This is a genomic window from Enhydrobacter sp., assembly GCF_030246845.1.
In the GTDB taxonomy this organism is placed as follows: Bacteria; Pseudomonadota; Alphaproteobacteria; order Reyranellales; family Reyranellaceae; genus Reyranella.
In genome coordinates this window covers 4037807-4051384 of the sequence record NZ_CP126889.1, presented here as the reverse complement: position 1 = coordinate 4051384, position 13578 = coordinate 4037807, and the positions used below count along the sequence as shown (strand labels likewise).

The following is a 13578-nucleotide window of genomic DNA, read 5'->3' as shown; positions in this document are numbered from 1 at the left end:
TCCTTGGCAGCGCGACCGCCGTCGACGGTCAGCCGTGACAGGCGCTGCAGGAAAGCCTGGGCGCCGTCCGTCGACCGTCGCTGCGCGGCCGAGCGACAGCATGGCCGCAGCAGGCGCAGCCGTCGACCTCGAAGTCGATCCAGTGCGTGGGCTCGCCGCATGCCTCGCAGGGCAGGCCGCGGGGCGACAGCATGTGTCCGAAGCCCGGCGCCCCACATCTCGGACAGAGCGTCGCCAACCGCCTGGCGAGCCGCCACGCGAGCGCCCGCAGCACCTTCATGCGCGTCGGATTGCGATGGGCCCGCATGTCGGCCACCACCAGCGCCTTGCCGTCCTCCGAGCGCCGTGCCTCCCGATCGACGGCCGCCACGACATCGTCGACGGTAGCGAGGTCCTTGACAGTGTAGCCGCCGACGCTGCCGCGGATCACGAACACGCCATAGTCGGGAAAACCCAGTGATTTCACCGCCTGCGGCACCGAGGGATCACCGGCCTCGAAGGCCATCAGGCGCCAGTTGGTGCGGTGTGTCGTCATCGTCTCCACGAGGCGAATGCCGCGCCTGCGGTCGACGAAGGCCATGATTTCGAGGCCGCCGGCGTTGAACGGCAAGCGGTCGATCGGCCCGTAGCTGCCCTCGCTCGCAATCGCGCAGTCGACATCCATGGTGCGGAACACGAGCTCCGCCTTGAGCAGGGATGTCTCGACCAGGGCATCGGGTCGCGGAACCTCGCCCGTGAACGTGCCAAGGATGTCGGTGTTCAGATTGGGCGCGACGACGACCTTGGCATCGATCAGGCGACGGAACGGAGGAGCGATGGCGCGCTCCTTGGCATGGATCGTCGCAAGGCCGATCCGGCCACCGGCATAAGGATGAGCTGACACGGCCACAACGAACTTGTCGGACGCGACCCTTATTCCGCTGCTTGGGGAACCGACTGGCGCGCGAGCTGCTGCTCGACCAGGGTCGCCCAGTAGGACGCACCGAGCGGCAGGATCTCGTCGTTGAAGTCATACCCCGGGTTGTGGACCATGCAGCTTCCTTCGCCGTCGCCGTTGCCGATCCAGATGTAGCAACCCGGCTTCTTCAGGAGCATCCAGGCGAAATCCTCGCTGCCCATCGCCGGCGTGGGATTGCGGTTGACATTGTCCATCCCGACCAGAGCCGTGGCCGCCTCCGCCGCGAACTCGGTCTCCTGCGGACTGTTCACGGTGGCGGGATAACGGCGCTCGTAGCGCCACCTGGTGACATCGGCGCCGAAGCCGGCCGCGACGTTGCGCGCGATCTTCTCGATCTGCTTCTCGATCATGTCCTGCACCGGCTTCTTGAAGGTGCGGACGGTGCCACGCAGCACGCATTCCTGCGGGATGACGTTCCAAGTATCGCCCGAATGGATCTGGGTCGTCGAGACGACGGCGGTGTCCATGGGATCGACGTTGCGCGCCACGATCGACTGCAAGGCCGTCACGATATGGGCGCCCACCACCACCGGATCGACGCCGTGATGGGGCATCGCCCCATGGGCGCCCACGCCCTTCACGACGATCTCGAAGATGTCGTAGGCCGCCATCATCGGCCCCGGCCTGACGGCGAAGCGCCCCACCGGAATGCCCGGGATGTTGTGCATGCCGTACACACCCTCACACGGGAACTTCTCGAACAGCCCCTCCTCGACCATGACGCGGCCGCCGCCCTCGTTCTCCTCGGCCGGCTGGAAGATGAAGTAGACGGTGCCGTCGAAGTGCCGGGTCTCGGCGAGGTACTTCGCGGCCCCCAGCAGCATCACCGTGTGGCCGTCGTGGCCGCAGGCGTGCATCTTGCCCGGAACGGTCGATTTGTGACCGAACTCGTTCGTCTCGTGCACGTCGAGCGCATCCATGTCGGCGCGCAGGCCGATCGCGCGCTTGGAGGTCCCGGAACGAAGCACGCCGACCACGCCGGTCTTGGCCAGGCCGCGATGCACCTCGAGACCGAAGGACTTCAGCTTCTCCGCGACGATGTCGGACGTCCGCACTTCCTCGAAGGCCGTCTCGGGATGGCGATGAATGTCGTGCCGCCACGCCGTCATGTCCCTGTGAAACGAGGCGATGCGGTTGATAACCGGCATGGACTTCTCCAAAAAATATAGGTGCGGATCGTAAGCAACGGCGACAGCGGGTCAAGCACGGCAAGTGTGCAGCACCGCACATCACGCTCCCTGCAGCCAATTGCCGCGACTTAGCGGACGGCGGCGTAGCTGCGTTGTTCGACCGCGAGCCGTCCCTCCTCGACGGCATGGCAGGCCACCGCGCCGCCTTCGATCGGCAGCAACAGCGGCCGTTCGCGCTTGCAGCGTTCATTGGCGAAGGGACAACGCGGATGGAAGCTGCAGCCCGAGGGAGGATCGATCGGGCTCGGCACCTCGCCGGCGACCGGAACGCGCTGCCGCCCGCTCATGTCGAGATCGGGGATCGTGTCGAGCAGCATGCGCGTGTAGGGGTGCTTGGGACGCTTGAACAGCGTGTCCGTCGGCGCCTGCTCGACCAGGCGGCCGAGATACATCACGCCCACTCGCGTGGAGATGTGATAGACGACGGCAAGGTTGTGCGAGATGAAGAGGTAGGTCAGCCCGAACCGCCGCTGCAGATCCATCATCAGGTTCAGGATCTGCGCCTGCACGGAGACGTCGAGGGCCGAGGTCGGCTCGTCGCACACCAGGAACTCCGGGCGGCTCGCCAGTGCCCGCGCGATGGAGATGCGCTGGCGCTGGCCGCCCGAGAACTCATGCGGATACTTGCGCCCGTCCGCTGGCGTCAGCCGCACCTGGCGCAGGAGATCGCCCACCTGCTTCTCGAGGTCGGCCTTGTCGAGCGCCAGCCCGAAGGCGCGGATCGGCTCGGCAACGATGTCGAACACGCGCCAGCGCGGATTGAGGCTGGCGTAGGGATCCTGGAAGATCATCTGCAGACGCCGGCGCAAGGCCGAGGTCTGCGCCCGCCCGCGCCGCCGCGTAATGTCGTCGCCGTCGAACGCGATGTGCCCCGCCGAAGGGGGATAGAGTCCCACCACCAGCCGCGCCACGGTCGACTTGCCGCAACCCGATTCGCCGACCAGCGAAAAGGTCTCGCCCTTGGCGATGTCGATGTCGATGCCGTCGACCGCCTGGACGATCTGACGCCCGCGCCCTTCGAGCAGCCGCACCAGCCACGGCGGCGAGACGTCGAAATGCCGCTTCAGCCCCTCGATGCGGACGAACGGCCTGGCTCCGCCGTCAGGCATGGGCCAATTCCTCCGCGACAGGATCGCCGACGCCATTCGCATCGTGCAGCCAGCAGGCGGCACTGCCGTTGCCCGTCGGGATCAGGTCGGGACGTTCGGCCAGGCAACGCCGACCGCGATGACGGCAGCGCGGATTGAAGGCGCAGCCCCTTGGAATCTCGGTGAGGCGCGGCATGGCGCCGTCGATCTGGGTCAACCGTTCGGTGCGATGGCCGAGGCTGGGAATCGATCCCATCAGACCTTCGGTGTAAGGATGCTTGGCATCCTTGATCACCTCGCGCACCGGCCCGATCTCGACGATGCGGCCGGCATACATCACGGCGACACGGTCGGCTGTCTCGGCGATCACGCCCATGTCGTGGGTGACCAGCATCACCGCTGTCCCGTGCTCGCGGCACAGGCGCTTGAGAAGCGCAATCACCTGCGCCTGGATGGAGACGTCGAGCGCCGTCGTGGGCTCGTCGGCCACGATCAGCTTCGGGCCGGCGCAAAGGGCCAGCGCGATCACGACGCGCTGGCGCATGCCGCCGGAAAACTGGTGGGGATAGTGGTCGATGCGCTGCTCGGCGGCGGGGATGCCCACCTCCTTCAAGAGATCGACCGCGCGCTTGCGTGCCTGGCCCGCCGACAAAGGCAGATGCGTCTGGATGGTCTCGACGAGCTGTCGACCGACCGAATAGAGCGGATTGAGGCTGGTCAGCGGATCCTGGAAAATGGCGCCGATCTGCGCGCCGCGCACCTTGCGCATTTCCTCGTAGGGCAGGTCGTCGATACGACGCCCCTCGAGCCGGATCTCGCCGCCGGCCACCCGGCCAGGCGGCTCGAGCAGGCCGATGATGGCATTGCCGGTGAGCGACTTGCCGGCGCCCGATTCGCCCACGACGCCCAGCACCTCGCCAGCCGCGATCTCGAGCGACACGTCATCGACCGCAACGAGCGTGCCGCGCCGCGTCGGGAACTCGACGCGCAGATTCTTCACTTCGAGCAGCGGCGCTTCGTTCGACCAGGGTTTGCGGGAGACAGCCATCAGCGCAGCTTCGGATTGAGCGCATCGCGCAGCCAGTCGCCCAGCAGGTTCACCGCCAGGACCAGAACCGCGAGCGTGATGCCGGGAAACACGGTGATCCACCATTCGCCGGACTGCAGGAGCTCGTTGCCGAGCCGGATCAACGTGCCGAGCGACGGCTCGGTCGAAGGCAGGCCGACGCCGAGAAAGGAAAGCGTCGCCTCGGTGATGATGGCGAGGCCAAGATTGATGGTGGCAATCACGAGCACCGGCCCGGTCACGTTGGGCAGGACGTGCCGGACCATGATCACGGCCGGCGACAGGCCGATCACCCGCGCCGCCTGGACATATTCCTTGTTCTTCTCCACCAGCACCGAGCCGCGCACGGTCCGGGCGTACTGGACCCAGAACGAGAGTCCGATCGCGCCGATGATGACGAAGGTGGCGATCTCGTCATGGCGCTGCGACGAAATCAGGCCGCGAACCAGGCCATCGATCAGCAGGGCCACCAGGATCGCCGGAAAGGTGAGTTGCACGTCGGCGATCCGCATGATCACCGCGTCCGTCGTGCCGCCGAAGTAGCCGCTCACCAGGCCGAGCGCGATACCGAGCACCATCGCCACGATGACCGAGGCGAAGCCCACGATCAGCGACAGCCGCGTGCCGTACATGATCGAGGACAGCACGTCCCTGCCCTGATCGTCGGTGCCGAGCGGGAAGCTCCAGTCGCCGTCGGGCGAGATCAGCACCGGCGGCTTCAGTCCGTCGCTGAGGCTGAGCGTCGCCGGATCGAACGGCGTGTGCGGCGCGATCACCGGCGCGAGGAACGCCATGGCGATGATGAGCAGCGTCACGACGGCGGCAACCACCGTGGTGGCCGACGACTTGAAGCTCCACCAGATGTCGCTGTCGGCAGCCTGATGCAGCCATTGGGCCAACGCGGCGCGGCCTGCCATGTCAGTGCGCGCCCGAACGCATGCCCATCTGGCCGCGCAGCCGCGGGTCGACGACGAAGTAGAGCAGATCGACGGCCAGATTGATGATCACGAAAAAAAGCCCGATCAGCATCAGATAGGCCGCCATCACCGGGATGTCCGAGAACTGCACGGACTGGATGAAGAGCTGGCCGACGCCCGGCCAGGCGAACACCGTCTCGGTGACGAGGGCGAAGGCGATCAGCGAGCCGAGCTGCAGGCCGGTGACGGTGATGACGGGAACCAGCGTGTTCTTGAGCGCATGGCCGAAATTGATCGCGCGGTTGGTGAGACCGCGGGCGCGCGCGAACTTGATGTAGTCGGTGCGCATCACTTCGAGCATTTCCGAGCGCACCAGGCGCATCAGCAGGGTGAGCTGGAACAGGCCGAGGGTGATCGAGGGCAGGATCAGCGCCTCGAGTCCCTTCCAGCGCAGGAAATTGGTCGTCCACCAGCCGATGGCCACGGTCTCGCCGCGGCCGAAGGACGGCAGCCAGCGCAGAATGACCGAAAAGAAAAGGATGAGCAGGATGCCGATCAGGAAGGTCGGGAGCGAGATCCCGATCAGCGAGACCGCCTGCAGCAGCCGGCTGGTCCAGTGACGCGGGTAGAGGCCGGTATAGACCCCCATCGGCACGCCCACCAGGAGCGCGAACAGCGCGGCGCAGAACGAGAGCTCGAGCGTCGCCGGCAGGCGTTCCAGGATCATGCGGTTCACCGGCTCGGACGTGCGGTAGCTCAGCCCGAACTCGCCATGCGCGGCATTGGTGATGAAGCGCACGAACTGGACCGGGGCCGGATCGTCGAGACCGAGCTTCTGGCGCAGGGCCTCGCGTTCCACCGCCGGCGTGTCCTGCCCGACCATGGCGTTGATCGGATCGCCGACATAGCGGAAGAGGAAGAACGACACCATGCCGACCGCCAGCAGCACGGCGACGGATTGCATCAGGCGTCTCAGGATGAAGGCGAGCATGTCTTGACGAAAGCGCCGGCTCCGACCGCGTCGCGCGACTCGGAGCCGGCCAGTGGCAATCCTACTTGATGTTCACGAAACGCAGCGGAAACGTGTTGTCGGCCGGCTGCACCAGGTCGACATTCTTGCGCATCGCCCAGACCAGCGCCTGCTGGTGCAGCGGGATATAGGCGTAATCGTCGACGTAGATCTTGGTGGCCTCGTGGATCATGGCGTCGCGCTTGGCCTTGTCGGTCTCGACCTCGATCTTGTCGGCCAGCTCGTCGAACTTCTTGTTCGAGTATCCGCCCACGTTGTAGAGGCCCTTCTTGCGCTTGATGTCCGGCGTCTGGAGGAGCTGCTCGAAGACGTTGTGGACGTCGTAGGTCGTCCCGGGCGACCAGCCCAGCATGAAAAAGCTGGTCTTGTTGGGCTTGCCGTCGCTGGTGCTGCGCAGGATCTTGGCGAAGAAGAGGTTGCGCGTCTGGGCCCGCAGATTCACCTTGATGCCGATCTTGGCCAGCATCGACACCACTGCCTGGCAGATCTTCTCGTCGTTGACATAGCGGTCGTTGGGGCAATCCATGCCGACCTCGAAGCCGTCGGGATAGCCCGCGTCGGCCAGCATCTTCCTGGCTTCGTCCGGCTTCAGCAGCGACGGCCGCTTGTCGAGATCGGCGGTGTAGCCGTTGATGCCGCGCGCCACCATGAGCGCGGTCGGGAAGGACTGCCCGCGCATCACCGTCCGCTTGATGGCCTCGATGTCGATCGAGCGGTACATCGCCTCGCGGACCCGCTTGTCCTTGAACGGGTTCTTGCCCTTGATGTTGGATTCGACCAGTTCGTCGCGCTCCTCGTCGAAGCCGAGATAGACGATGCGCGTCTCGGGACCCTGCATCACCTTGATGTTGGGGTCCCTTTTGAGGTTTTCCGTGTCCGCCGGCGGCACCTCGTAGGTCATGTCGATGTCGCCGGCCTTCAGCGCTGCGATACGGGTGGCTGCGTTGGGAACCGGGGTGAAGATCACCTCCGTCAGGTTATGGACCGGCTTGTCCCACCAGTTGGGATTGACGACCAGAACCGTCTTCTCCCCCGCCCGGCGCTCCTTGAGCATGAAGGGGCCGGTGCCCATGGCGTTGCGGGTCGCGTAGTTCTCCTCGTTCTTGATCATGTCGGCGGCGTGGACGGCGTTGTTCTTCTCGCACCAGGCCTTGGACATGATGCCGATCGACGACCATTTGTCGGCCAGCAGCGGGTCGGGCACGGTGGTCTCGACCTCGACCCGCAGGTCGCCCACCTTCTTGATCGACTTCAGCGTCGAGAAGTTGCCGTTCATGTTCGACCCCGGACCGTTGGCGCGGTCGATCGAGAAGACGACGTCGTCGGCCGTGAACGGCGTGCCGTCGCTGAACTTCACGTCGGGCCGCAGGTCGAAGTACCAGTGGGTGGGGTCGGTCTGGCCCCACTTGACCGCGAGCGCCGGCTCGAGCTTCAGATCCTTGTCGCGGCGGGTCAGACCTTCATAGATATTGGCCGTGAAGGTCAGAAGGAACGTCTCCTGGCGCGCGTAGGGATCCATCGAGCTCACGTCGCCCGAGTTGGCCCAGCGGAAGGTTTTGGCGCCCGCCGGCTGGGCGAACGCGAAGGCGGCGCAGACGACAGCCGTCAACGCCATGGAATGCCGCAAGCTGAACTTCATCGTTGAAACTCCCCTCCAATGCGCGGCCGGCCGTTCCCGGCCCCGAGTTCCCCGCCACGGCGCGCCGGCGCACGGCCGGCAAACTGCACTGGCGATGTGAGCGCGTCAATTCCACAAAAATTTTCACGTCAGGGGCCAATAGACATCCATTGGACAGGCCCCAAACGCCCTCCTATCGTGCCTTTCTCGCGTTTCCTTGCAGGTGCAGCCATGAACGACGTTTCCCGCAGTTTCCGCGGCAACTCCAATGCCGCGCGCGACATTGCGCATCACCTCCATCCCTATACGAACTTCAAGAAGCACGAGGCGTCCGGCCCGCTGACGATCGTGCGGGGACGCGGCGTCTATGTCATGGACGACGACGGCAAGGAATATATCGAGGGAATGGCCGGCCTCTGGTCGGCGGCGCTGGGCTTCAGCAACGAGCGGCTGGCGACGGTCGCCTACGAGCAGATGAAGCAGCTCCCCTTCTATCACGCGTTCAACCAGCGCAGCCACGAGCCGGCGATCAACCTCGCCGAGAAGCTGAAGCAGATGGCGCCGGTGGAGATGTCGAAGGTGTTCTTCGCCAACTCCGGCTCCGAGGCCAACGACACCGTCGTCAAGATGGTGTGGTACATGAACAACGCCCTCGGCCGGCCGCAGAAGAAGAAAATCGTCTCCCGCCTCAAGGGCTATCACGGTGTCACCGTCGCGTCGGCCAGCCTCACCGGCCTGCCGAACAACCATCGTTCATTCGACTTGCCGATCCCGGGGATCCTGCACACGAGCTGCCCGCACTACTACCGCTTCGGCAAGGACGGCGAGACCGAGGAGCAGTTCGCCACGCGTTGCGCAGAGGAGCTGGAGCAGCTCATCCTCAAGGAAGGTGGCGCCGACCAGGTCGCGGCCATGATCTGCGAGCCCGTCATGGGCGCAGGCGGCGTGATCGTGCCGCCCAAGGGCTATTACGAGAAGATCCAGGCGGTCTGCCGCAAGTACGACATGCTGTTCGTCGCCGACGAGGTGATCTGCGGCTTCGGGCGGACCGGCAATGTCTGGGGCTGCCAGACACTCGACATCAAGCCGGATATCCTGACCTGCGCCAAGGCCTTGTCGGCCTCGTTCCTGCCGATCTCGGCGGTGATGGTGAACGACAAGATCTATCAGGCGCTGATGAGCGAGAGCGACAAGATCGGTACCTGGGGCCACGGCTTCACCTACTCCGGTCACCCGGTGGCCGCCGCGGTCGCCCTCGAGGCGCAGAAGATCTACGACGAGATCGACCTGTTCGGCCACGCCAAGCGCATGAGCCCGGTATTCGGCAAACACATCCAGTCCTTCGCCGACCATCCGCTGGTAGGCGAGGCGATGAGCATCGGCATGGTTGGCGCTCTCGAGATCGTCGCCGACAAGAAGACCAGGGCGCCGTTCGACCTGGCCGCGGTCGGCGTCGGCAACCGCGTCTACAACCACGCCGTCGAGCGCGGCCTGTTCATCCGCAACATGGGCGACCGCGTGGCGATCTGCCCGCCGTTGATCATCAACGAGAGCGAGCTGGCCGATCTTTTCGGGCGGCTGCGGCAGGCGCTGGATGCCGCTTTGGCCGATCTGCGCGCCGAAGGGCTCACCAAGGGCTGACGTGGCCGATCCCTCGGCTGAAACGGGCGGGCATCCGGACTGGAGCCCGCCTGTCGGCACGAACCGGCGCATTCGCCACCGCGCGATCTGGGCGGTGGCGTTGTTCGCCGCATCGGTCATCCCGACCTTTGCCGGCCTTGCGAGCGGCACCAGGCCCGACAACGACATCAATATCGCGTTCGTCTTCGCCCTCGCCTTCTGGTTGGCGGGAGTGCTGATGGCGCTGGCCGCCGCCTTTTCCACCCTGCGCTATTGGGAAGGCCTGCCGGAACAGACACGGTGGCTGGGCGCCTTGCCGCTGATCACCATCTCGCTCTTCCTGAGCGCCGCTCTCGTCGCCGCCGTCCTTCCGTAGTTGCGAATCATTCGCAACCGAAGTCCGCAATCCCGCCTCCGCGACCAAAATGTGCCTGATGACACCGTGCCAAGCCGACTAAGATCGCCGGCGCCGTGACCATGATGAATTACGAAGCCTTCTTTGCCGGGCACCTCGACCGCTTGCGCGAGGAAGGCCGCTATCGCGTCTTCGCCGAGCTGGAGCGCGTCGTCGGCGGCTTTCCGCGGGCGCGCCTGCATCGCGATGGCACGCCCGTGCGCGATGTCACCGTGTGGTGCAGCAACGACTATCTGGCCATGGGGCAGCATCCGGGCGTGCTCGAGGCCATGCAGGCCGCGATCGGTGCCCAGGGTTCCGGCGCCGGCGGCACACGCAATATCTCGGGCACCAATACCCTGCACACGGCGCTCGAGCGCGAGCTGGCGGCGCTGCACGGCAAGGAGGCGGCTCTCGTCTTCACCTCCGGCTATGTCGCCAACGAAACGACGTTGCAGACGCTCGGCGCCCTCCTGCCGGGCTGCGAGCTCTATTCCGACGCTTTCAACCATGCCTCGATGATCGCCGGCATCCGCCATTCGGGCGCGGTGCGCAAGATCTTCCGTCACAACGACACGCGCCATCTCGAGGAGCTGCTTGCCGCGGCCGATCCCTCGACCCCCAAGATCGTGGCTTTCGAGTCCGTCTATTCCATGGACGGCGACATCGCCCCGATCGGCGAGATCTGCGACATCGCTCACCGCTACGGCGCGCTCGCCTATCTCGACGAGGTCCACGCCGTCGGCATGTACGGCGAACGCGGCGGCGGCGTTGCCGAGCGGGACGGGGTGCTGGACAGGGTGGACATCGTCCAGGGCACGTTGGCGAAGGCCTTTGGCGTCGTCGGCGGCTACATCGCTTCGACCGCAGCGACCGTGGATTTCATCCGCTCCTGCGGCTCGGGCTTCATCTTCACGACATCGATGCCACCTGCCATCGCAGCGGCCGCGCTCGCCAGCGTCCGCTATGTCGGCAGCCATCCCGAGCTGCGCCTGCGCCACCAGGAGCGCGCCGCGACGCTCAAGCGGCGACTGGCCGCCGCGGGGCTGCCGGTCACGCCGTCGGCGAGCCACATCGTGCCGGTATCGGTGGGCGATGCCGCGCTCTGCAAGCAGACGAGCGACCTGCTGCTCGATCGCCACGGCATCTACGTGCAGCCGATCAACTATCCGACCGTCCCACGCGGCACGGAGCGGCTGCGGCTCACGCCCACCCCGCTGCACTCCGACCAGCACATCGCCGATCTGGTCACTGCCCTGCAGGACGTGTGGCGCACGCTCGGCCTCGACCGCCGCGCCGCTGCCGAGTAGCTATTCTACCGTCCGCATCGACCACAGGCGGGAGCGGGCCAGGACGACGGCGATCAGCACCACCATGGCGATCGCGGGCAGAATCATTGCCATCTTGATGCCGCCGACCGCGCAGATCGACCCGGCCAGGAAAGCGCCGATCGGACCGCCGCCGCTCAGCCCAAGCTGAAACAGCGCCAAAAGCCGCGCGCGATGAGTGGGCGGTGCCACGATCTGCACCACGGTGCGGCTCTGCGTCATCGTGATGCCGGCGCCGATGCCCCAGACGAAGTTGAGCGCCACGAAGAGCGGAAAGGACGGCAAGATTGCGAGCAATGCGAGGACGACGGCCCCCGTCATGACGGCGCAGCCGATCAGCCGTCCACGCAGGGTGAGCCGTCGCGCAAGGCCGGCGAAGGCGACGCTGGCGATGATCGTGGCTGCCCAGAAGGCAAGATTGGCGTAGGCGAGGTCGGCGGCACCGCCCTGGTAGTGGTCACGCACCGCCAGCGGCAGGACGGCCATGAACGGCCCGACGTAGAAGACGCCGACTCCGAAATTGAGCAACAGCACCGGCCAGATCTGGTCCGACTTCCCCGCCGCCACGACGCCTTCAACCATGCTGTGCCAAAAGCCTGGATGGGTCGCCGGCGGATGTGCCGGCGGATCGGGCAACCGCCATACCGCCGCCGCCCCGAGCAGCACGAGCAGCGCTTGCAATATGAGAAGCGGCACTGCCCCCGAGCGATCCGCCACCGAGGCGAAGGCGATGCCAACGAGCTGCCCGCCGAACTGCAGCGCCGTCGCCAGCGCCACGGCACGTGGCAGACCGATGTCGGCCGCGACGCTCGGCAGCAAGGCATCGCGCGTCGGCACGGCAAAAGCGCTGATGGAACCCGCCGCCAGTGCGTAGGCGATCAGCAGCGGATAGCTCAGCCCGTCCGCCAGCAGCACCAGCGCCAGCGCCAGAGGTGGTACGGCATAGACCAGGTGATAGCAGAGCAGCAGGCGCCGCGGATTGCCGCGATCGGCCACCGAACCGCCGAGCGGCAGGAACAGGAGCGATGGCGCCATGATGGCCGTCTGCGCCACGCCGACGGCGAAGGCATCCATGCGCAGCACGACCGCGACCAGCCACGGGAACAGCACCATCTGGATACCGAGAGGCACGAACCAGGCGCCGAGCCCGGCCAGGTAGGCCGGGAAGGCAAAATGGTGAGCGGGCACAGCCAGGATCGTTACAGTGGCCGGCTGGCGTTCCCGTCGCGCGTGCGATGGAGGAACTCGCGGCCGATCTTCACCCGCTTTTGGCCGTCATATTCGACGACATCGGCTGTGGCATAGGTTTCGGTCCAGTTCGACGGCAGAAAGGATCCCGTCCCCACCACGTCGATCGGCGCCTTGGCCTCGGCCATGATACGGCATTTGGCCGGCCCGAAGCCCGAGGAGGCCACGATCTTCACCGCCTTGAAGCCCGCCCGGTCCAGCGAGTCGCGGAGATGGAAGATCGCCGCCGCCGAGACGCCCGTTCCGACGAGATAGCGCAGCTCCGCCTCACTGCGATAGCCGCGAATCGAATCGGGCGAGAAGCGCTCCAGAACCGCATAGGAGGTAGCGGGATCGAGGCCCTCGATGTAGCGACCGCCCGTCGTATCTAGCCGGAAGGATAGCATGCCCTTGGCAGCGAGCTCGGGGAAACGGCGGCAGACCTCGAGCGAATCGGACACTTCGCGTGCGAAATAGTCGACCAGGACCGTCATGGGATCGCCGGGAAAGGTCTCGTGGAACATCTCGGCCGCCCGTACCGTCGAGCCCGCATAGCCGATCAGGGCATGCGGCATGGTGCCGAGCCCTTCGTTGCGCCCGAAGAAATGCGCCGTGGCGTGCGTGGCGTTGCCGATGAAGCCCGTGGCTCCGACCTTGCGCTTGGCACGGGCCGAGCCCACCGAGGCTGCGTAAGCCATCATCTCCGCCATCTCGTGGCCGGCGCAGTGCCGGGCGTCCATCGCCAGGAAGGCCGCCTTCGGCATGTCGGCGCACATCGTCCAGGCGTTGTAGGCGGCGACACAGGCCGGACCGAGCTTCTGCAGGAAGATCGTCTCGAGATCGACGAGATGGAAGAACGAGCCGGTGATGTACATCATGGGCTCGCCGGCACCGACCCACTTGCCCTCGCTGTAGCGAAGATCGATCTCGACATCGGCCTTGCGGCGCTTGACCGTCTCCTTCAGCCAGTCGAGCGCGAGCCTGGGCGCGAACACCACCGGACGGCGCATGAAGATGGCGTAGGTCACGCGGCTGTCGCCGAACCGGCCGATCACCTGCTTCGTGCGATTGAAGTAGTGATCGGTGTAGCGCTCGATCTCGCCGTTGCTCGGATGCGTCATCGGCTCTCCCCGGCCCTGAGC

Annotated in this window: 12 protein-coding genes; 3 read left to right on the top strand and 9 right to left on the bottom strand. The window is 66.0% G+C overall.

Annotation, left to right across the window (positions count from 1 at the left end):
* Nucleotides 1-28: 28 nt before the first annotated feature.
* From OJF58_RS20190 to OJF58_RS20160, 7 genes are all read right to left on the bottom strand, one after another.
* On the bottom strand, nt 29-889 hold the full coding sequence (locus tag OJF58_RS20190; protein WP_300779539.1) for a DUF6671 family protein: 861 nt from the start codon (nt 887-889) through the stop codon (nt 29-31).
* 23 nt (nt 890-912) lie between these two features.
* Nucleotides 913-2106 carry a M20 aminoacylase family protein gene (locus OJF58_RS20185; protein WP_300779538.1) on the bottom strand — a complete coding sequence of 398 codons (1194 nt, stop codon included), beginning with the start codon at nt 2104-2106 and terminating at the stop codon, nt 913-915.
* A 110-nt stretch (nt 2107-2216) separates the two neighbouring features.
* Entirely contained in the window at nt 2217-3257 is a 1041-nt protein-coding gene (locus OJF58_RS20180; protein ID WP_300779537.1) for an oligopeptide/dipeptide ABC transporter ATP-binding protein, read from the bottom strand.
* On the bottom strand, nt 3250-4284 hold the full coding sequence (locus tag OJF58_RS20175) for an ABC transporter ATP-binding protein (RefSeq protein ID WP_300779536.1): 1035 nt from the start codon (nt 4282-4284) through the stop codon (nt 3250-3252). The genes OJF58_RS20180 and OJF58_RS20175 overlap by 8 nt, the downstream gene beginning before the upstream one ends.
* Nucleotides 4284-5219 carry an ABC transporter permease gene (locus OJF58_RS20170; protein WP_300779535.1) on the bottom strand — a complete coding sequence of 312 codons (936 nt, stop codon included), beginning with the start codon at nt 5217-5219 and terminating at the stop codon, nt 4284-4286. The genes OJF58_RS20175 and OJF58_RS20170 overlap by 1 nt, the downstream gene beginning before the upstream one ends.
* 1 nt (nt 5220) lies before the next feature.
* Nucleotides 5221-6210, bottom strand: coding sequence for an ABC transporter permease (locus OJF58_RS20165; protein WP_300779534.1), 990 nt, complete (start codon nt 6208-6210; stop codon nt 5221-5223).
* Nucleotides 6211-6271: 61 nt separating this feature from the next.
* Complete coding sequence (locus OJF58_RS20160; protein ID WP_300779533.1) at nt 6272-7888, bottom strand: ABC transporter substrate-binding protein; 1617 nt, start codon at nt 7886-7888, stop codon at nt 6272-6274.
* A 210-nt stretch (nt 7889-8098) separates the two neighbouring features.
* Between OJF58_RS20160 and OJF58_RS20155 the strand changes: the two genes are divergently transcribed.
* The 3 genes from OJF58_RS20155 to hemA all read left to right on the top strand — a co-directional run bounded on the left by OJF58_RS20155 (nt 8099) and on the right by hemA (nt 11191).
* Nucleotides 8099-9508, top strand: a complete 1410-nt coding sequence (locus tag OJF58_RS20155) for an aspartate aminotransferase family protein (RefSeq protein WP_300779532.1) — start codon at nt 8099-8101, stop codon at nt 9506-9508.
* A gap of 1 nt (nt 9509) precedes the next feature.
* Complete coding sequence (locus tag OJF58_RS20150) at nt 9510-9863, top strand: hypothetical protein (RefSeq protein WP_300779531.1); 354 nt, start codon at nt 9510-9512, stop codon at nt 9861-9863.
* Between the two features lie 104 nt (nt 9864-9967).
* Entirely contained in the window at nt 9968-11191 is a 1224-nt protein-coding gene (gene hemA, locus OJF58_RS20145) for a 5-aminolevulinate synthase (protein WP_300785329.1), read from the top strand.
* Here the strand turns inward: hemA and OJF58_RS20140 are convergent, their stop codons facing one another.
* Both OJF58_RS20140 and OJF58_RS20135 read right to left on the bottom strand, forming a co-directional pair.
* The gene (locus tag OJF58_RS20140) at nt 11192-12397 is read right to left on the bottom strand and encodes an MFS transporter (RefSeq protein ID WP_300779530.1); all 1206 of its coding nucleotides are present in this window, start codon (nt 12395-12397) and stop codon (nt 11192-11194) included.
* Nucleotides 12398-12408: 11 nt separating this feature from the next.
* Nucleotides 12409-13557, bottom strand: coding sequence for a hypothetical protein (locus OJF58_RS20135; protein ID WP_300779529.1), 1149 nt, complete (start codon nt 13555-13557; stop codon nt 12409-12411).
* Nucleotides 13558-13578 lie beyond the last annotated feature (21 nt).